General features: G+C 46.7%; 16 protein-coding genes and 2 pseudogenes. 4 read left to right on the top strand and 14 right to left on the bottom strand.

Features of this window, described 5'->3' with window-relative positions; all coding sequences use genetic code 11:
- Positions 1 to 75: 75 nt before the first annotated feature.
- The 6 genes and pseudogenes from JCM11969_RS04490 to JCM11969_RS20305 all read right to left on the bottom strand — a co-directional run bounded on the left by JCM11969_RS04490 (position 76) and on the right by JCM11969_RS20305 (position 4158).
- Positions 76 to 1542 (bottom strand): hypothetical protein, encoded by a 1467-nt coding sequence (locus JCM11969_RS04490; RefSeq protein WP_054708729.1) that lies wholly within the window; start codon positions 1540 to 1542, stop codon positions 76 to 78.
- Positions 1532 to 1894: pseudogene (gene wsfD / locus JCM11969_RS18710) on the bottom strand (glycan biosynthesis hexose transferase WsfD); the annotation flags it as partial. The pseudogene wsfD (JCM11969_RS18710) and the gene JCM11969_RS04490, both read right to left, overlap by 11 nt.
- Positions 1895 to 2018: 124 nt before the next feature.
- Positions 2019 to 2240, bottom strand: a complete 222-nt coding sequence (locus tag JCM11969_RS20820) for a YfdI family membrane protein (RefSeq protein ID WP_500861338.1) — start codon at positions 2238 to 2240, stop codon at positions 2019 to 2021.
- Between the two features lie 11 nt (positions 2241 to 2251).
- Complete coding sequence (wsfD, locus tag JCM11969_RS18705) at positions 2252 to 3022, bottom strand: glycan biosynthesis hexose transferase WsfD (RefSeq protein WP_225353134.1); 771 nt, start codon at positions 3020 to 3022, stop codon at positions 2252 to 2254.
- 15 nt (positions 3023 to 3037) lie between these two features.
- Positions 3038 to 3871: a hypothetical protein gene (locus JCM11969_RS04480; protein ID WP_369523193.1), complete on the bottom strand. Its 834-nt coding sequence runs from the start codon at positions 3869 to 3871 to the stop codon at positions 3038 to 3040.
- A gap of 5 nt (positions 3872 to 3876) precedes the next feature.
- Positions 3877 to 4158 (bottom strand): hypothetical protein, encoded by a 282-nt coding sequence (locus JCM11969_RS20305; RefSeq protein ID WP_369523192.1) that lies wholly within the window; start codon positions 4156 to 4158, stop codon positions 3877 to 3879.
- Between the two features lie 529 nt (positions 4159 to 4687).
- Here JCM11969_RS20305 and JCM11969_RS04475 point away from each other — a divergent pair.
- From JCM11969_RS04475 to JCM11969_RS04465, 3 genes are read left to right on the top strand one after another with little or no spacing between them, the layout of a single operon-like run.
- Positions 4688 to 4996 (top strand): hypothetical protein, encoded by a 309-nt coding sequence (locus JCM11969_RS04475; protein ID WP_054708725.1) that lies wholly within the window; start codon positions 4688 to 4690, stop codon positions 4994 to 4996.
- Positions 4993 to 5337, top strand: a complete 345-nt coding sequence (locus JCM11969_RS04470) for a hypothetical protein (RefSeq protein WP_054708722.1) — start codon at positions 4993 to 4995, stop codon at positions 5335 to 5337. The genes JCM11969_RS04475 and JCM11969_RS04470 overlap by 4 nt, the downstream gene beginning before the upstream one ends.
- Entirely contained in the window at positions 5334 to 6800 is a 1467-nt protein-coding gene (locus JCM11969_RS04465) for a UvrD-helicase domain-containing protein (RefSeq protein ID WP_156319252.1), read from the top strand. Before JCM11969_RS04470 ends, JCM11969_RS04465 begins: the two co-directional genes overlap by 4 nt.
- 275 nt (positions 6801 to 7075) lie before the next feature.
- Here the strand turns inward: JCM11969_RS04465 and JCM11969_RS04460 are convergent, their stop codons facing one another.
- The 3 genes from JCM11969_RS04460 to JCM11969_RS18700 all read right to left on the bottom strand — a co-directional run bounded on the left by JCM11969_RS04460 (position 7076) and on the right by JCM11969_RS18700 (position 8321).
- Positions 7076 to 7507 (bottom strand): MarR family winged helix-turn-helix transcriptional regulator, encoded by a 432-nt coding sequence (locus JCM11969_RS04460; protein ID WP_054708718.1) that lies wholly within the window; start codon positions 7505 to 7507, stop codon positions 7076 to 7078.
- A 248-nt stretch (positions 7508 to 7755) separates the two neighbouring features.
- Positions 7756 to 8151 (bottom strand): WHG domain-containing protein, encoded by a 396-nt coding sequence (locus JCM11969_RS04455; protein ID WP_225353133.1) that lies wholly within the window; start codon positions 8149 to 8151, stop codon positions 7756 to 7758.
- A complete protein-coding gene (locus JCM11969_RS18700; protein WP_225353132.1) occupies positions 8148 to 8321 on the bottom strand; it encodes a TetR/AcrR family transcriptional regulator in 174 nt (57 codons plus the stop codon). The genes JCM11969_RS04455 and JCM11969_RS18700 overlap by 4 nt, the downstream gene beginning before the upstream one ends.
- Before the next feature lie 263 nt (positions 8322 to 8584).
- On the opposite strand from JCM11969_RS18700, the pseudogene JCM11969_RS04450 reads away from it, so the two are divergent.
- Positions 8585 to 9816: pseudogene (locus JCM11969_RS04450) on the top strand (MFS transporter).
- Positions 9817 to 9939: 123 nt separating this feature from the next.
- Here the strand turns inward: JCM11969_RS04450 and JCM11969_RS04445 are convergent.
- The 5 genes from JCM11969_RS04445 to helD all read right to left on the bottom strand — a co-directional run bounded on the left by JCM11969_RS04445 (position 9940) and on the right by helD (position 19135).
- Entirely contained in the window at positions 9940 to 11502 is a 1563-nt protein-coding gene (locus JCM11969_RS04445; protein WP_054708717.1) for a hypothetical protein, read from the bottom strand.
- A 139-nt stretch (positions 11503 to 11641) separates the two neighbouring features.
- A complete protein-coding gene (locus tag JCM11969_RS04440; RefSeq protein WP_054708715.1) occupies positions 11642 to 13156 on the bottom strand; it encodes a hypothetical protein in 1515 nt (504 codons plus the stop codon).
- Positions 13157 to 13459: 303 nt separating this feature from the next.
- The gene (gene guaA, locus JCM11969_RS04435) at positions 13460 to 15010 is read right to left on the bottom strand and encodes a glutamine-hydrolyzing GMP synthase (RefSeq protein ID WP_156319251.1); all 1551 of its coding nucleotides are present in this window, start codon (positions 15008 to 15010) and stop codon (positions 13460 to 13462) included.
- 116 nt (positions 15011 to 15126) lie between these two features.
- On the bottom strand, positions 15127 to 16050 hold the full coding sequence (gene coaA / locus JCM11969_RS04430; RefSeq protein ID WP_054708709.1) for a type I pantothenate kinase: 924 nt from the start codon (positions 16048 to 16050) through the stop codon (positions 15127 to 15129).
- A gap of 784 nt (positions 16051 to 16834) precedes the next feature.
- Positions 16835 to 19135 carry an RNA polymerase recycling motor HelD gene (helD, locus tag JCM11969_RS04425; protein WP_054708704.1) on the bottom strand — a complete coding sequence of 767 codons (2301 nt, stop codon included), beginning with the start codon at positions 19133 to 19135 and terminating at the stop codon, positions 16835 to 16837.
- Between the last annotated feature and the right edge of the window lie 61 nt (positions 19136 to 19196).

Below are 19196 nucleotides of genomic sequence, written 5' to 3'. Positions count from 1 at the left end.
ATCGACGCCAGTAAATGCGTCTGCCAACAATGATAAATCCAATCAGTGCAATCAAAACAACCGCAAAGAAGATGTTTAAAAGCACCCTTGCACTTTAAAAAAACGTTTAAATAGCGGTTGTGTCGCCACCGGTTTGGGTGTTTTGTACGGTGACGCCACGTTATGAGTCACCCGTTGTCGATGACCATTCAAATAATAATGCCCGTTCTTGTAAGCTAACGCTGTGGTGCCAACATGAATGGTGCCCTGAAACCCATTCGTCTGTAGATCAGCCCAGTGAAAATGGGTTTGGGTGACCTGTTGTTCAATTATCCTGACTCGTTTTCTTGAATCAGGTGTGTTTATCGTTAAGGCCGTTGCTAGCGGGAGGTTAGTCAACGGTTGGTGGGCAACTGAATGGAATGGCATGGCCATGTATGTTGTCTTAGCAACCGCCGCGTTATTATCCTGTTTCAAATAGGTTGGCGCTTTGTTAGGCAACAATACCCAACTCGACGCCTTCGAAAGGGCATTTTTTCTTAAAACAATATCCTGATTCCAATACCCTGCGCTGCTAATGCCAACCGGAAAGACGGCCTGGTTTGCCAGATCCACTAACTCTCCGGTCATGAGTTGGTTCAACTTGTTCCCACTGGCAGCGGAGGCCCCGCCAATCTTCGGTGTCTGTAGAAAAATGACACCACCATTTAATTCTACTTGCCGCAACCGCTTTGTATACTGCCGATATGCAGCGAGTTCAGCATTTTCAGCGACTGAAACAGCACTCACTGCGAACCGAATATGGTGTCGGTTAAGGTAGCGGCTAAGCTGAACGAGCCGTGATAAGTCACTGTATGGGGTCACCTTCGTGATTGTCAGCAGCGGGTGATGCGACGCTGATTGGCTGAACAAATCAGCTAATAGGCGCTGGGCAGTAATCAGGCCATCCCCACTGGTGACCAAAAACGGGAGGTACCCATTTTGGTTTGACGTTACACCATACGCATGACCATTTTCAGTGCCAGATTGCGTCACGAGATGGCCGTACTGGTGTACATGACTTGGCAAATGTGTGAGCAGTGTAATTGTCTTTAAAAAAGGTAAGCTAGTACTGTCACCAGTGGTTTTCAGTGTAAGTTGCTGTTGATATCGGATAACCCGTTTAGCCCCCATCGCTGTCGCTTCTTGTTGTGTTAGATCACCGCCAATGTGCAGTTTTATTCCATGATAGGCCTGACGATCAGCTAAAAAGCGTTTGTTCGTGATGCCCACTGCTGGCCAATTTATAACCGTAATGACACCGCTATAATGGCCTTGGGACAACATTCCTTGTTGATAATCACTTTGTGCGACTGTTTTAACGTGCAGGTCAAGTGACGTCAAACTGCGTTGCAGCACGTCGATTCTTTTAGCGCCGCCGTCACCTGTATTTTGCGCATCATACACGATCAAAACACGCTGGGAGCTTGCATGGGTTAACGATTCCGGCATCAAATTAAGGCCACAGAGAATGGCACCCGCCAAAATAATCATAATATGAATCAGCCCATGTCTACGCATCATCAGTAGTCTCCTCGCTGTCATTCGCCAGCCACAACCGTTTATTCAAAACATCCGAAACAAAGAGAATAAAGGTCAGGTTGTAGCAGACAGGCACCATAAATAAATGCTTCGCTAGGTCCGCGTCCCCGTCACCAATAATGGAAATAATCGGTACAAACACACAAACAGTCATCAGTCCCGTAACAAGAAAGAAACGGATCAAACCACCAGTGCGCTTGGCTCTATAATCCAACCATGCTGAAACACTGTAGATTGCTATAAACGCGACTGCCAACAAGCAATCAAACGCGTACCTGCCTGGAAAGTAGTTTGACATGAACCTGCTATATCCAGTAAAAAAAGTCGACTGGGCACCGGCTTTTTGCCGGACCCACGGGCAAAGTCACCGACAGCACTGACCCTTGTTTGCATAACGTCTTTTGCGGCAAGGTCCATTAATTGTGCAAATTGTTTCGGATTCTCCGCATAATAGCGAATCAACACCCGGTGCCGTACTTGTTCAACAACTGTTTTTGAATATTGGGATCACTAGGCTTAACCGCCGTAAACGTTTTGGGGTAATAATTCTCATTACGCATCAGCGCATAGGCTTCATTTAACCCTTGTTTCTCAAGTTTTCGGCTGGGATCACTTGTTTCAATCAGCGCGCCATGAGTGAGTGCCTGATATTGATTGACGGTACTGAATTCTGAATTGATCAGCTTATAGGTCAGGCCACCAGCCCAAGGATAAGCACCAGACTCGCGATAATCGCCAGTCGGTGAGCACTCAGCGTTGGCAAGAACAACAGGCCAGCACCTGCCACGATAAAACTGAGTGCTAAGGGGGCATTTTGCTGTTTGTTCGTAATCAAAAAGACAGTGCTGACCACAAAGAGGACGATCATTGGCCAGTCATGCCGATAACACTTGTGGACGATGGCCATTAACGCGGCAAAGAGGTACATGGCAGCAATCAGCATCCCTGGCTCGGCAAAGAAAGAATTAAAGTAGAGCGTCATCGTCCCATCCGCAAACATTAGGACAACAAGGGCAGCAATGATGTAACTGCTTATATTGCGGTGGGGATGCACAAGCGCCTTCGTTAACAAATAGATTGCCCCGAGGAAAAAGCCTTCGTACACTGCCGCAAGGAACCGAATATCAAAGATGTGGCGACTATAGAACAGTTCGTTTAACAAAACCGCCAGCTTTACCACCAATGTTTGCGATGAAAAAACCGCAACGTTGTTTTCATTAAAGTACTGCATCAACCCGAATTTTTGAATAACAAAACTCAGATACTGACTGTGCTGAGAGGGTAGGCGATAAATACCATTGCTCAGCATTGCCCGGTAAAAATCTCCGTTATCCGCCAGGCCGTGAATGGGCGTCAAAAAGAGTAATGGAATCGTGACAACAGCTGCAAATAAGCAGGCAAATAGGGCCGGCGATAGCCATTGACTTAACCGAACTGCCTGTCGTTGAATCCCTGTTTTCATGTTGTCACCCCCTCTTTAATAAGTCGTTGCCACCACTGCCGTTAGGTTATTGAATGAATACGTTTGATTAGTCGTCGCATCGCCTAACGCGCCATAAATTGGCGAGCGTCTTGTCACCACTTGAGAGGCCCAGACCGCCCGCATCGCTGTTTGGTACATCTCGCGGTCATGCACCGTTGCAAAAATCAAGGCTGCTAACGCATAGTTGGCGGCAGCCTGATCCTTGTTCACAACAATGCCATCGATCGTGTAGCTGTTATAGAGTTTATGCGCCCGGACTTGCTGGACCAGCCAATCCAGAGACTGTTGCCGCAGCTTGCCCACCTCAGCCAAATGTAGCAGGACTTCTAACGCCTCTGATGTATTCAGATGCTGACTACTATACTCACCGCTTTGCCAGTCGTAGCTTGCCGCGTACAGTGGAAAAGCATTCCCCAAATAACCGGCTTGAACAAGCTCAAGTTGTTTTTGATAATAGTGGCGCTGCGTTTTGGAAACCGACTCAAAATAGCGCAGTGTCAACAGATCATAATAAGCTAGCGAACTGGTTGTGCTTGCTTGGTGGGCGTGAACGTCGTAGAAATCGACCAATCGTCCCTTTGCTAAATTGTGTTTTTTCAACAAAGCAAACCGAGTCGCAGCTTTTTTGGCATACGCCTGGCTATGTGTTTGAGCGGCATAGATTTCTAAGGCACGAATCACGCGCAGATCATCCAGTGTGGCGTTAACGGTTGCACGTTTTTTTGTTGCCGGATCGTAGCGATAGCTCAACTGATCACCCTGGTCAAACGTGGTCAGGGTCTGCTTGTAACTACGTCGAAATGCACTAGATTGTTTTGTTTGTGCCAAATAGGTTAGCCAGAGGCAGATGACTCCACTAGCATTTCATGCCCAGTTGCCTGCGATCGTTGGTTCGCCGAGGTCAAATAATTCGTGTAGAGCCCCTTTGAAGTCAGCAACTGTTTCTGGACAAACGTTGTTAATTCACGCTGCTCCACATCATGACGATGGTAGTGCGTTTGGGCAATGAAACTCGCGTTAGACTGTGTCGGGACCTTTACTGTAACCCGGCGTGTGCAGCCAACCAGTAACACCGCGCCAAGCATGAAACCTATTAGCCACGACCATCTTTTCATCTACATATACCACCTTTTTGTTGGTTAATGATTAATTTTAGTATATCGAACCGCTTCAAAGAAGACCATCATCCGTTTCTAAAACTCATACAAGTATTAGGCTATCCTCAATTTCGCCTCATTTTTAGGACACACGAAAAGGTATTACTTCACAGTCGTTCAATAAACGACGCTAGTGTAATACCGTTATGCCCATCTTTTTGTCTCTCCTGAAGCATTTGGTGCTTCCCCGCCAATAGTGTACCACTGGTCGTTCGTTTATGTTAGCACGGGTACCAAAAGTTGGTCTCCCCCGCTGATTTGTGTCACCCCTAGTTGCCAAAATCTGGCAAGTCGCGAAATGACCAGTCTAGCTTGGACACATTAAGCTACCCATCCACCGAAACTGATCAGGATTTCAATTTGATATTTCAATCCGATATTGTAATTAAAACAATTGTATTGACAACAGAACGAATCAAGATAAAATGAACTTCCATGGCAAATTTTGTCACGGCATATTTCTTGTTAAGAAAATGGGGGTTATTAAATGGCATCAATCTTTGCATCCGAACAAGCACACCTTACCAAGGTCTATCACCAATTAGAAGACATGCGTGACACCCTTAACGCTCAATTAACTGCGAACAAAACACAGGGTTTTGCGACCAAGGAGCAGCTGGATCAGGAACTGACCCTCAACTTTGATACGGACATCAAAACAATGGAAACCTATGCTGATATTGAAGCCATTAACCGTGAAATCGATATCGTTAACCATAACCACGATATTAGTACCGGCCAACTATCAAAGGTTACAACACTGTTGACGCAACCTTATTTTGCAAAGGTCACTTGAAATTCAGCGCCGATGAGCAGCCAGAATCCTACTATATCGGGACTGTTGGCGTTGATGACGATGCTGGCGAACCGCTCGTTTTAGACTGGCGATCCCCCATTGCAGCGACATATTACCAGCAGGATAACGGCCCAACTAGCTACGAAGCGAATGGCCAAATCATTCAGACAGTGTTGACCGGACGTCGGCAGTTTGACATTGATCATGACAACCTACGCGCCTATTTTGACACCACCATTACCATTGAAGATCCGCTTTTACGCGACACCCTATCCGCCCATAATAATGCCACCATGACGCAATTACCGCCACAATTCAAAAGACACAAAACGCCATTGTGAGAGCACCAAATGATCCCGTCATGCTGGTTAACGGGATCGCCGGCAGTGGCAAAACTTCCGTGATGCTCCAGCGGGTTGCTTACCTGCTCTACCAACACCGCGAAACGTTATCACCAGAAGACATTTACTTCTTCACCCCTAGTCTGACTTTTCAGCACTATATTAGTGCGGTCCTGCCGAACTTAGGCGAAACAAATCCGATTAGTCTGACATGGGATCAATTTATTGAAGATATCCCTGATTTGCCAAGCACATTAGCTAAATCGGAAACAACGTCGCGAAATCAACTTGATCAGCTCATCGCCAACCTGGATCAAGTCACATTAACGCCGAGCGATGTTTCGCCGGTAACACTACTAGGAAATACTGCGCTTAACACCGCTGATATTCTCGCCATTGATCAGCAGTTCAACCACCTACCAATGGGGCAGCAGCGATTAAAGGCTGTTCAGGATGTCATTGCGCTGCGGTGCCAAGACTTTCTCAGAACGTTAGCAACTGATAAACAAACTCAGGACACCGTTTTATCGTTATCCCCTACCCAACAAGAACACTATTTTGGTCACCACGTTGATCCACAGACCGATGATCAAGTTCATCAGTTAACGCTTCAGTACCTGCAACAACGGGCGTCTACAAAAAGTCAAAACGCGAAAGCCTATCAATGGCTAAATTTCGAAGCCCTAGGTAAACGCTTATTACACATCAACCATTTAACTGTTGCGGCCTGGCTCCTGCTCAAGATATTTCTGACGGGGTATGGCAATCAGCGCGCAAAACTCGTTTTAATTGACGAAGTTCAGGACTACTCAGAGGTACAGCTGATGGTATTGCGCCACTTCTTTTCCAAGGCGCGTTTTATCATGCTTGGCGATGAGAACCAAGCCATCACATCAGATAAGGCCAACTTTGACGCACTGCGCTCGATTTTCAACACGCCGCAACACCCCGTTGTCACATATGACCTGACGACCAGTTACCGATCAACCGCTGAAATAACCGCGCTGTTTAGCCAACTTGCTGATAACGCAGCCGTCATTCAGCCCACCTCTGTTCAAGATAACGGAACAGCTCCGGCAATTACCGTCACTCAGAACAGTCAGGATACAATGACGCAACTGCAAAATCAGCTGACCAGTTTTACCGCCCTGCCAGGCTTGACTGCAGTCATAACAAACACTGCACAAACTGCAACGGCTCTCGCAGCAAGCCTACAAGCGTTCTCACCGACCCTGATAACATCCGACAAACCACTTCCAACAACCGGTCTCGTTGTGTTGCCGCTGGACCTGGCTAAGGGGCTGGAGTTTGGCAACGTGATTTTGCCAGATGCCACCACTGCTGAGTATCCGGCAACGTCATTGGCACGGCACCGTCTGTACACCGCCATTTCACGGGCTACGCACCATGTGGCACTGATTGCGCAGGATACGTTGACACCGCTGCTTGGGATGCAAGGGTAATTGTTGTTTTGGGCTTGAGCGATAAAAAGCGTTCAGCTTAACTCCTTTTTGGGTTTGGCTGAACGCTTTTTAAATGAGGGTCCTTTTGAAGACTTGTTTTGGGTTCTCTTTTTCTACTTCTTTGAGTTTGTCTTTCTTGGCTACCTTGCCGAAACGAGTTCCGCAAGGCACGGGGCTAACGTGTAACGGACTCTGACCAAAAAGTCAGGCCCAGACTTTTCGGTCAGAGTCCGTTACACACCGCCCCTAAACCGCCTTGCTCCACTCTCTACTCTCTACAACGCATCCAACCTATCCCTAATCCGATCCAAGTTTTTAGTCAATCCCGCCAACTCTTTTTCCGGAACTGCATCGACCACCTGGGCCTCCAATTCCTCAAAGACTTGGTTGATGGACGTAATTAACTCTTCACCCTTTGGTTCAAGGTAGAGTTGCTTCTGTCGTTCATTATCATCCGGAATTTTACGGCTGATGTAGCCTTGCCGTTCCAGTGATTTCAACATGTTCGTGACCGTCGCATTCTGCCGGTTCAAAAACTGCGCAACGTCTTTTTGAATCGTTCCTGGATGCTCGCTCACATACTTTAAAAGCCGTGCCTGCTGGTTATTTAACCCTAGGTTACGAAGCCGGCCGTGGACCACTTCGGTCTCGCGGGCCACTAAATTATGCAATCGGTCTGCAATATTATAGTTATCAGTACTTTTCACGTTTTTCCCGCCTTTTCTGTTCTTTACATTGTCTAAGTATACCCATCTATTAATTAAGAATCAAACTCTTTACAGAAAACATTATTGCAATAAGAACAATTGTATTAACAAGCTTAATCTTCGCCGATTCTTTTAAGAACACTAGTAAGATAGCAGTGCCCAATTTAAAGTCTGCGTTAATCACGACCGACACAAAAAAACACATTGTCAATAACCGCCTATGCGATTAAAACCAATGTGTTCTTTTATTATGCAGTTAAATTCGAAATCACCTGCGACAGTGCAGCATCAAAGCTCTCCTGTGCTGGCACCTTTGACAATTGAAAAAGCCCCCAAAGTTCGTTTTGCACGTAACCGAAGACCAACGCCCGAAACAGCCGCGCTTCGTTTAACATCTGCGTTTGACTGGACGTGAACGGTTCGATTAACCGTTCTAAGAGTGAAATCAGTTCATGAAGGTGTTCAAAGGCCACTTCTTGATGACTATAATCGATCCCGCCAAAGGCAAGGCGGGTCATTTCAGGCTGTGCCAGCAACAGTTGATGCAGCTGCTCGCAAAATAAAGTCAGTGCCCGTTCACCAGAAACGCCCACCAACTGTTTTTCAATCTTTCCTGTGACCTCATCCAAATAGTCAACAATCAAGCAACCTTTAGCTGCTCCTTATCAGGAAAATAGGCGTACATCGCTTGAGGCCGCACGCCAAGCGCTTCTGCCACCTGACTAAACCGTAAGCTTTCTGCCCCTGATTCATTCACGATCTGCTTAGCGGCCGCCGTTATTTTTTGAATTGATAAATTTCTTTTTTGTACCATCGTCTCACTCGCTTGCTTTTTTTATCTAACACGCCTATTATTACTCTTTGTAAATTAAATTTACAATGGTTAATTTAAGAAAAGGCTTTCATGGCATCAGTTGCTTGAATAGAAGCCCAAAAACGGCAAGGTCGTTTTTCAATTCTATGAGTAGTAACTGCGTCTTTGTGTGTCTTTTCATTCACCTGACTAAGTTTCTTAAAAACCGTGGCCCGTTTTGACCACACTGCATCAAAATAAGATAAGGGAGATCTTTAAGCATCATGGATGAAGCGCATCGTGAAAAATCCCCTTGGAAACGTAATCTATACGTTCTTTGGGGCTGTACATTTATTGCTGGCATCGCTTTAGTGAAATTATGCCGTTCATGTCACTGTATGTCAGTGAACTGGGCAACTTTACTAAAGCACAGGTGTCCTTTTATAGTGGGGTCGTTTACGCGGCGACCTTCTTAGTCACCGCCATTGTCTCACCAATGTGGGGCGCCCTTGCCGAACGCAAAGGCCGTAAAGTGATGCTGATCCGGGCATCGTTTGGAATGGCTGTTGCAATGTGTCTTATGGGGTTAGTCAGTAACGTCTTGGAATTGATGGCGTTGCGGGCACTTCAGGGGCTCTTCTCTGGCTTTATTTCAAACGCCCAGGCCCTCATTGCCTCACAAACCCCGCGTAACCACAGCGGGAAAGCTCTGGGCACACTGGTCACCGGGTCAACCTCAGGTATGCTGATGGGGCCGATTATTGGCGGTGCCCTGGCTGAAATTTTCTCAATTCGGATGACGTTCTTTATTACCTCAGGATTACTTGCCGTTGCCGGTAGCCTGTCCGCAACGCTGGTGAAGGAATACTTTGTTCCGGTCACTAAGGAAAAGCAGGCCAAGCAGCATGGCATCAGCGGATTACTCGGCCAATTCCAGAACCCGCGTTTAATCATCGTGTTGCTCCTATCGACCATGTTTGTCCAACTGGGAAATACCTCCATTGCGCCAATTATTAGTCTGTATGTGAAACAACTGATGCATAATAATGGCCCGATTGCGTTTGTGGCCGGGATCATCGCAGCCCTACCCGGAATCTCCAACATTCTAGCTGCGCCAAGACTGGGTGAATATGGTGACTCAAATGGGTCAAGCAAAGTGCTGATGGGTGGTTATCTGTTTGCAATGATCATGTATCTACCTCAAGGGTTCGTGACGAGCATTTGGATTCTCGGTGCCCTGCGATTCCTGATTGGGATCTCTGACGGTGCATTGTTCCCAACCATTCAAACGTTGCTGACCAAAAACTCACCAGCAACAGCGACCTCCGCAATCTTTTCGTGGAACCAATCCTTCCAAGCATTGGGTAACATGTTTGGGTCCCTCTTGGGTGGCACACTGGCCGGTCTGTTCGGCTACAACACCGTGTTTATCTCAACGGCTTGTCTGCTGATGGTTAACTTCCTGATGTTGTGGTTCACGGAGCCTAGTTTACGGTTTAGATTAAAGCGTGCCTAACGCACGAGAACGGTTCAGCACAGCTGCTAAACGCTAACTCAAAAAAGGCCCCAGGCTAAGATCTTATTCAAGATTTAGTCTGGGGCTTTTTTATTGTTGAAGTCGGCAGTTAGTCACGCCGCTTCAATCTTTTTTATTCTTCAATCGTTTCCGCGCCTCATCCATCGAAACCACATTGGACTTAGCTTGTGACTTCGGCGTCAGTGGCGCTGCATCAAATACGGCACGAATTTCTTCTCCAACAGGGCGCGTCAATTTGCCTTCAGTCATCAAATGATCAACCAGCCGTTTCAAGGTCTCCCGCAACAGTTCGAAGCTTTCAGGTTGCTCAGCGGCATCATATCCCGAAAACACAACGTGAGCAGACTGCGCATCCCAATGCAATATTGTTTCCAAAAACTGGGCATACATCACGTCACCAAAGAAAACAATGAAGTCCACAAAATCAGCTTCGTTTAGTTCGGCATGCAGATCCTGGTTAGCAGGTAAGCTCCACATCGTCCAGGCATATCTGGCTAGATCATCGTGATTCCTTGTGGCGACTGCCTTTGTCCAGTGATGCTTACCGACTGGATCAGGATGTGGCATGTTCACGTAATCATCCTCAGGTTGATAAACGAGATTGCGCTCATAATCCATGAATTGACTTCCTGCACGCGCTGCTTGTTGATTTTCAATCCAGGTCGCAATGAAAGTCTCTGCGGCTTCGCGATTCTCACGGCTGATACCAGCTGCTGCCATGTCTAGCCACATCTTTTTAGTTTCGCTGTACTTGTCACGATCTTGGCCTGCTTCAATCATATCTGCTTCTACACCCTTGATGGTTTTGATTGTCTTGTCGGCCTGAACAGCCCGAATGTAGCCTGCTCGCTTGGCAAAAGTAAAGAACGCTGTTAACGTCGGCACGATCGTACTGTACTGGTCAGGTTGAATAATAACTTGATGCACAAAGTGATCAGTCAACACCATTTTAATGACCGGAACACCCCAATTTTTGGGTGATGAATGAAATTCATCATAAGCATCAAACGTCATTTCCGTCACGTACAGAATGGCATCCTCTTGGGTGATTGAATCCGGTAACGCTTGCCACTCCGGCGAAGTGAAAAATTCAGTCAGCCAATCCGACACGTAATGATTAATATCTTTCGCGCGGTATTCTTGCCACTCTGTGTGATTACCAATTCCCCTTTTTTTATATTTAACATCCATTGTGTATTCGGTATCATACTCTGGTGCTGAAAAACCGACAAGGTCAACGTTGCCACCATCGTCAACATAGCTACCTTCGCCAACACCGTATGTCGACTCAATGTCTATGAACGCAGTTGCCATATCTGAGTGGTTTAGACCCGTCGCAATCTTATTCACGATAAAGACAACAAAATCATTCAGCGGCACATATAGATCCCGGTAGTAACCCTGCAGATCAGTCTCTGAAATGTTGGACAAATTTGATTTAAACGCAATGAAAACACCTTCCATCGCGGACTTAATATCCGTCACCTGCCATTTTTGAGGGTCGGTCCCGGCATTTTGAAGGAGTGTTAAAGTAAACGTTCCTAAAATCGCGTTTAGTTCACCCTCTGGAAACAATTCAGCAATTTGCTTTGCATTCTCCGTTTTGTCATAGTCTGCGCGATAGGCGGCGTAGATTTTTTCTGGATCAGTGTCCTTTTTAGCCATGCTTGTCTCCTTTAACTGTAGTCATAATTCCCTCTAGTTTACCATGATTCCAGCCATTCAACTAGAATCAGCGACGCGATTGCGTCAAGTCAAAAAGAGACTGGCCTCTATCAAGGCCCAGTCCCTTTTGTGACAGTTATTAATGGCGCTTCTTATTCTTCTTTTTCTTGCCAAGTAGTTTCTTAGCTTGCTTCATCGACACAACTTTACCATATTGCAAGTCTTCGCGTTCGGCATCTATCACCGCTTGAATGCCCTCGGCGTTGGCTTTGTTTAGCTTCCTTTCAGCAGTCAAATAAGGTATCAATGCAGTCAAACTAGCAATCAGCAGCTGGTAGATCTGCTGCGAGGTTTCCTGCTTTCGCGTTGCTAACACAACACGCAGTTGAGTCGCGTCCCACCGCTTTGGTGTGGCCAGTGTTTTAGCGTACACCTCATCCGCAAACAACACAATGTTATTCACGAAGGTTGCTTCACTCATTTGATGATGCAGACGCTGTTGTGCGGGCTGACTCCACAAGTACCAAGCATTCCGCGTCATGTCATCATGAATGCGCGTGGCGACGGATTTTGTCCACTTGTGGCCTTCTAATTCAGTCGGATGAGCCATTGTCAGATAGTCATCCTTTGGCTGGCTAACGAGTGACTTATCGTAAGGCTGACCCTTTGAAGCACGTTCGGCCTGCGTATTTTCATTTGTCCGCACCATAAATGCGTTGACCGCATTTTGATCTTTCATATCGATCTTTTCATCCTGCATTGCCAAAATCATTTTCTTGGACTCTGAGTAAGTGCTAGGATCCTCAGCGCGGGCCATCATCGTTGGGTTCGTTTTTTGAATTTCTTGAATGTTAACATCCGCTGCGTCTGCATCAATCAGACCGTGCGATTTCATAAACCCAACAAACGTCATCAGTGCCGGCGCAACATCCTTGTACTTGTCAGCGGTCATGCCGACATTGCTGACGAAGTAGGATGCCATGACCATTTGAATGGCTTCAGGCGTCCAGTCCTTAGGTACCTGGTGATACTTGGTATACACCTGTTCAACTAAAATATGGATGTACCAGTCTGCATCTTCAAATGGAATGGCATCGTCCAGCATCCGCCATTCGTCACTTTCCTTGAAGTCAGCCAACCAGTTCGCAAGCTCACTCTTGATGTTGGCGAGGGTGCGCTTCTGTGTGTTATCCAATGGTTTTGTGTACGGCGGCTTGTCATCGGCGTCTGGATTGCTATAGTATTCAGGGTAATAAGCAGCGCCAATTTTAAAGTCGTCTTCTACTTGGACCAGCATGGCATCAAAGTCGTTACCCAATTTTTCGTTGTCAACCTCATCGAAGACAAAAATCGCACTGCCTTCTAGCGGTTCCAGAACATCCTGAAATTCGCGGGTGATTTCAGCTTTGTTCTTATCGCTGAACTGATCACTGATATCCGAAAATTCGAGTTCCATAGCCATCTGGTAATTTTCAACACGCCACTTCTTCGGATCAGTACCGCCAAGTGTCAGAAGTCCAGTCATAAAGTTTTCGAAGATCGTTTTAAGTTCATCTTCGTCGTACATCGAAATAAAATCAAGATACATGTCACTTGTTTGATACTTTTTCCAATAGTTGTTGATCTGGGTTGCATATTCCGATACTCTTTCCATTCGTTGTCCACTCCACTTTTTTAATTTAATACAGGTTTCAACTCTCTAATCGCTCTCCAGCGGTAATTTTACCCTTTAATTATAGCAAACAATAGTTTAACTATAATGTCCATGTGAACATGGTTCAATGGACTGGTGCTTAAAATTACCCAGTTATGAGACTCATTCACTGATAATAATTAAAAATCCGTTATTTCCTCAGTTGTCACACATTATGAGTAAAAAGCGGAGAAAAAACCGCCGCAATTCATCATTGCGGCGGTTCAAAGTTATTTTATTTTACCGAGCACTCGTAACAGAAAATTATTCCCACTCAATGGTCGAAGGTGGCTTGCTCGTGACGTCATACACGATACGGTTAACATGATCGCATTCGTTTACGATGCGTGTTGAAATGTGACTCAGCACATCCCACGGAATGTGTGCGAAGTCCGCAGTCATCCCGTCAATTGAAGTCACAGCACGGATACCAACGGTGTAGTCGTATGTCCGACCATCACCCATGACACCCACTGACCGAATTCCTGGTAACACCGTGAAGTATTGCCAAATATCACGGTCTAAGCCAGCTTTTTTAATTTCGTCACGTAAGATAAAGTCACTCTCACGCACGATTTCAAGTTTTTCTTCAGTAATTTCACCAATTACCCGAATCCCTAACCCAGGACCAGGGAATGGCTGACGCCAAACGAGTTCAGAAGGCATGCCGAGTTTTTCACCCAGTTCACGTGCTTCATCCTTAAAGAGCGACCGCAACGGTTCGATCAATTGGAATTGCATGTCGTCTGGCAATCCACCAACGTTATGGTGAGACTTAATGGTTTGCGCCGTGTCAGTCCCACTTTCGATCACGTCGGTGTAGAGGGTTCCCTGTGCTAAGAAGTCAATCCCATCAAGCTTGGTGGCTTCATCGTTAAAGACCTGGATAAACTCGTTACCAATGATCTTCCGCTTCTTTTCAGGGTCGCTGACACCAGCCAGCTTGGATAAGAACCGCTCATGCGCATCGACCTGGATAATGTTGAGGCCGAACTTGCCCTTGAGGCTATCCATCACTTGTTCAACTTCGCCCTTCCGCAACAAACCGTGATCAACAAAGATACTGGTCAGTTGGTTACCGATGGCTTTATGAAGCAGCACCCCAACAACTGAGGAATCTACCCCACCAGAAAGGCCCAAGAGAACCTTCCTGTCGCCAACAGTTTCGCGAATATGCTGAATCTGCAGGTCAATGAAATCATCCATTGACCAGTTTGCTTCAGCTTGACAAACATCAAACGCAAAGTGCTTTAAGATCTCATTGCCGTAATCCGTGTTCCGTACTTCGGCATGGAATTGAATCCCGTAGAAGTTACGCGCCGTATCTTGCATGGCAGAAATGGGACATTCAGGACTGGCTGCAACGCTGGTAAAGCCTTCTGGGACTTCGGTAACGAGGTCACCATGGCTCATCCAAACGTTTTGTTCCTTCGGCGTGCCGGCGAACAATTTTGCGTCATCACTTGTCACCGTAATTGCTGCGCGGCCATACTGACCATTATCGGTGTCGACTTTTCCGTTCAGCGTGTAAGCCATCAGCTGCATCCCGTAACAGATACCCAAGATAGGAATCCCTAGCTTGAAGATCTCTGGGTCAACGCGCAGTGCGTCTTTGGCGTAAACACTATTCGGCCCGCCGGAGAAAATAATTCCCTTTGGGTTGATAGCCTTTACTTCGTCAGCTGTAATCGTGTGCGCCATCAGTTCTGAGTAGATCCCCAGATCACGAATTCGACGCGTAATGAGTTGGTTGTACTGGCTACCAAAGTCCAGCACAATAATCTTATCAAAGGACGATAAATCCACCTTTGCCAAACGATTCACCCCTTAGTTGTTTGTCTTCTTCTTAAATCATATGACCCTATCATACCCGAAAACCCTAAAGCCGGTCAATCAAAATTAATACATTTTAATTGTTCGGGTTTTATTTGCTAATATTTCCGTAATAGAATCTGGTCGATAATGTGGTGATCCCCCTTATGAATAATGAGGTCTGCCCGGTTGCGAGTGGGCAAAATATACTCGTTTAGGTTGGGCAGATCAATGCTTGCCCAAGTTTGTTTAGCAGCTGCGATGGCATCATCATGATCCCCGGTAGCGTATTCATAGTAGTAGTTATCAGGATCCTTCAATGCAAGTTTCAATAAGGCATCAAAACGTTCCAAGAACCATTTCTCAATTAGTTCGGGTTTTGCGTCCACATAGATGGAAAAGTCCGTAAAATCAGAAACGTAGACCTGTTCGGTGCTTGGCAGCTGCAGGGTGTTGATCCCCTCAACGATTAAAATATCCGGCTGGGTAATGTGTTGCACCTGGTCAGGGATAATATCGTAGACCTTATGTGAATAAACGGGCACCGTAATGTCCTTGACGCCAGCTTTCACCTCGTTTAGAAAAGCAATCAGCGACTTCATGTCGTAGGATTCTGGGAAGCCTTTACGGTCAAGGATGCCACGTCGTTTCAAGTCATCCGTCGCATATAAAAACCCATCCGTAGTGACCAGTTCGACCCGCTGCGTTGGGAAAAAGTGGTTCATTAACACTTCCAGCAGCCGGGCCGTCGTACTCTTCCCCACCGCGACACTACCGGCGATGCCAATGATAAACGGCACGTGCCGGGGCGTTTTATGCAGAAAGTCAGACTTCACATCCTGCCACCGGTCAAAATCCTGAATCTTTAACGACAGCAGGTGAATCAAGGGAATGTAAACGTCCTGGACATCTTGGAGTGAAATTCGGTCATTGAACGCCTGAATCTGTTTCAAGCTTGCCTGTGTCAACGGCACGGACGCTGCCTGGTAAAAATCGCGCCACTCGGGCTTTTCAAATACATCGTAGTTAATCAAATCAGTCATTTGCCTGTCTGCCTCACATTATCAGTCGAATTACAATTGTTACCATTATACATTAAGCGCTACCATCCGCGTAGGATTAGTTCACAAATGGACCATAATTTTACATGATTTGTCCAATAAGTCCGGTGCGTTACGTCCGGTGCGTTCGTCCGGTGCGTTCGTCCGCTTCGTTGCGCCGTTCGGCCCTGCAGGCTGAGGTGGGATCGCTTCGGAGCTATTGAATTTCTTGGCAGAAATTCAAGGATCTCAACGTCTCCCGTATTAGTAACCGACCAAAGTACGGTCGCTAACTAATACCGACACCACAGCCTGCAATGCCGAACGGCTCCACTACGCTACAATACTGGCATAGGCAACATAGATGGTAAATCTTCAAAGGTGGTGTCATGAAACCGGTTAATCATTCGTTACTAGTAACTAGTGCATTGTGAGAAGCATTGCTGTCACTGGGCTTACCGCAGTCGAGGACGGATTCTCTTCGAACTCGGTTTAACGCTAATGTGATGCTTAACTAGTGGTAAAGAGTAAGCTCATCGTTAGTGGAATGGAGCAATTCGGCAGGTTATCGTGGTGTCGACATCAGTTAGCGACCGTTTCTTGGTCGGTTACTGATGTGCGAGACGACTGAGATCCACTCGAGAGCTGCGCAGCAGAAATCGAGTTAGCTCAGTCGCGAGCCACTACGACGGCCTGCCGAATTGCGGAATGCAACGGACCTTATCACCAACCATACAAAAAGCACCAAGTCACGCATCTCAACGATTCGCACTTGGCACAACTACCATTATGACTCACTTAGTTCATATTCATCCGTTGGCACCGTCTCAAACAACCGCGACAACTTGCCGCCAGCAATCACCGTCAGCCGGTGCATTGCCCGTGAACAAATCGTATACAACAGTTGCCGGTCGTCTTCCTCAAAGTAATTACGATCAGAAGCGTCCCAGACGATTACAGCGTCAAACTCGAGCCCCTTGGCTAAGAAGGATGGCACAATGATCACACCTGAGGCTAATCGTTGGTTTTCTGATTGAATCAGGGTAGCGCGAACACCAGCTTCCTGCAACTGAGAAGACAACGCACGACATTGTTTCAACGTTTTGCCAATGATGGCCGTTGTTTCATGGTCATCATTGTTTTGTTGAATTTGCTTGATCGTAGCAGCTAACGCAGCGTGATCATCCGAAGCCACGAGAACTGTTGGGATTTGACCATCCCGGTCAAAGGCAGTCACAGCTTCCCCGTTCACTAAAATGTGTCGGGTAAAGTCGGTGATCTGCTGGGTTGACCGATACGACTGTGTCAATTGCACAACCCGTGTCTTTTCAGGATCGAACATGGTACTCAATTCACTGAGTAACGTGTGCGAGTTTTCCTTGGTAAAAATGGCCTGGTTTAAATCGCCAAGCAACGTGAACCGCGCCCGAGGGAAACTAAATTTCAGAAATGCCAACTGGAACGGCGTGTAGTCCTGTACTTCATCAATGAAGACGTACCGAATGTCGCGTTCGCCCTTTTTCCCAGTCATTTTATCAAACAAGTATAGGTAGGCTGACACATTGCTCAACGTCATCTTGCCGGCTTTGATCCGGTCAATTGCCCGGTTGACACTTGCCTTCCAATCATCCTTACTGATGCCCGCTTTTTCGAGGTCGATGATCTGCGGTAAACTGCGCAGCATGTGGATAAATTGGGCATTGATGCTTAAGAACCGGTTCCGAACAATAGCTTGACGAATCGGCTGGAACGCCTGCATGACGATCTTACGTGCCAAGAATTGAAACTCCTTATCAGCGGAATCGAATTCGCGCGGCTGGTCACCAAATAACTTGTCCATTTCTTCTTTGCTCAAGTCCTGAACAGTCTCTTCGACCCACTTGGTCCGCATTTCCGAACTGATTCGCCGGTTCAGCATCTTGATCAACTGTTCGCGCGTCCCGTCTAAGCGGTTACCCAGCCGATAATTTTCATTGAAACTATAGTAGATCTCATGAATCTTTTCCTTGGTAAAAAACGGCTTGCCTTTAAAATTAATGTTTCTAAAGATCATGTTCTCTTTTTCAAGGTGGTTGGCATAGGCGGTAACAGCATCAAAGAATGACAGGCCACCCTTCAGCGTATCGATTCGTTTTTCGGCATCGGAATAGTCCTCGCTAAACCGTTCGGACAGCGTTTCAACAGCCATCTTTGGGATCCGTCGACCAGCATACTGGTAGTACGTCATTTGAACCATATTGTGCTCGCCTAATTCAGGCAGCACCTGATCAATATAGTCGTTAAAGAGTTGGTTAGGCGAGAATAGCACCACCTGACCAGAAGTTAATTTACCGCGATACCGGTACAGCAGATAGGCCACCCGCTGTAACACCGCGGCCGTTTTCCCGGAACCAGCCGCGCCCTGCACGAATAACAGGTCCGACTTGGTATCCCGGATAATTTGGTTTTGTTCCTTTTGAATGGTGGTCACAATGGACTTCATCTTGGTGTCCGACTTTTCGCTCAGCGCATCCAACAACATTTGGTCGCCAACCGCTTCTTCAGTATCAAACACGGTCTTAATGCTGCCATCTTCGATCTGGAACTGTCGTTTGAGCTTCACGTCTACCGTCTGCTCACCATCGGGGGTCAAATAAGTCACGTTCCCCAGGCCGCCATCGTAGTAAACACTAGAAATCGGGGCCCGCCAATCGTATACTAGAAAACGATCCGGTTCGTCTGAAAACGATGCGAGACCGATGTAGATTGTCTCCGTTTTGGGCTCACCAGCCTCGTGGAAATCGATTCGCGCGAAGTACGGCGTTTTTTCCAACTTCTTTAACGTGGCCAACTCATTCGTCGCATGCTGCCAGCTATTTTGCCGTTCACCTAACAGTTGTTGCTGCTGGCGAACGGACAAAGCCGTTTCCATCATTCCGGCGTACGAATCTGTCTTGAGTCGCAGGTCATTTTGGAAGTTATCGCGAATGCCCTTTTCATCGGTTTCAGCTTGATCGATCGACGTTTGTGCCTTGGTTTGGGCCACCTTGATCTTTGATACAACATCATCAAGATGGGCTTGTTCTTGTTGCTTAATTGTCGCAGCCATAATGACCCCTCCATCCATAAATTTCGATAGTCAATTTTACCACTTATCCGTAGGCGTGTGT

The organism is Secundilactobacillus paracollinoides DSM 15502 = JCM 11969, assembly GCF_001311135.1.
In the GTDB taxonomy this organism is placed as follows: domain Bacteria; phylum Bacillota; class Bacilli; order Lactobacillales; family Lactobacillaceae; genus Secundilactobacillus; species Secundilactobacillus paracollinoides.
Note: the sequence above shows the minus strand (reverse complement) of the source record. Positions and strands in the feature narration are given on the sequence as shown.

What these genes read in the sequence shown, in the direction of transcription:
- JCM11969_RS04490 (WP_054708729.1), bottom strand. Translation starts at nt 1,542, where the DNA reads ATGATGCGTAGACATGGGCTGATTCATATTATGATTATTTTGGCGGGT.
- wsfD (WP_225353134.1), bottom strand. Translation starts at nt 3,022, where the DNA reads ATGAAAACAGGGATTCAACGACAGGCAGTTCGGTTAAGTCAATGGCTA.
- JCM11969_RS20305 (WP_369523192.1), bottom strand. Translation starts at nt 4,158, where the DNA reads ATGAAAAGATGGTCGTGGCTAATAGGTTTCATGCTTGGCGCGGTGTTA.
- JCM11969_RS04475 (WP_054708725.1), top strand. Translation starts at nt 4,688, where the DNA reads ATGGCATCAATCTTTGCATCCGAACAAGCACACCTTACCAAGGTCTAT.
- JCM11969_RS18700 (WP_225353132.1), bottom strand. Translation starts at nt 8,321, where the DNA reads ATGGTACAAAAAAGAAATTTATCAATTCAAAAAATAACGGCGGCCGCT.
- JCM11969_RS04445 (WP_054708717.1), bottom strand. Translation starts at nt 11,502, where the DNA reads ATGGCTAAAAAGGACACTGATCCAGAAAAAATCTACGCCGCCTATCGC.
- JCM11969_RS04440 (WP_054708715.1), bottom strand. Translation starts at nt 13,156, where the DNA reads ATGGAAAGAGTATCGGAATATGCAACCCAGATCAACAACTATTGGAAA.
- coaA (WP_054708709.1), bottom strand. Translation starts at nt 16,050, where the DNA reads ATGACTGATTTGATTAACTACGATGTATTTGAAAAGCCCGAGTGGCGC.
- helD (WP_054708704.1), bottom strand. Translation starts at nt 19,135, where the DNA reads ATGGCTGCGACAATTAAGCAACAAGAACAAGCCCATCTTGATGATGTT.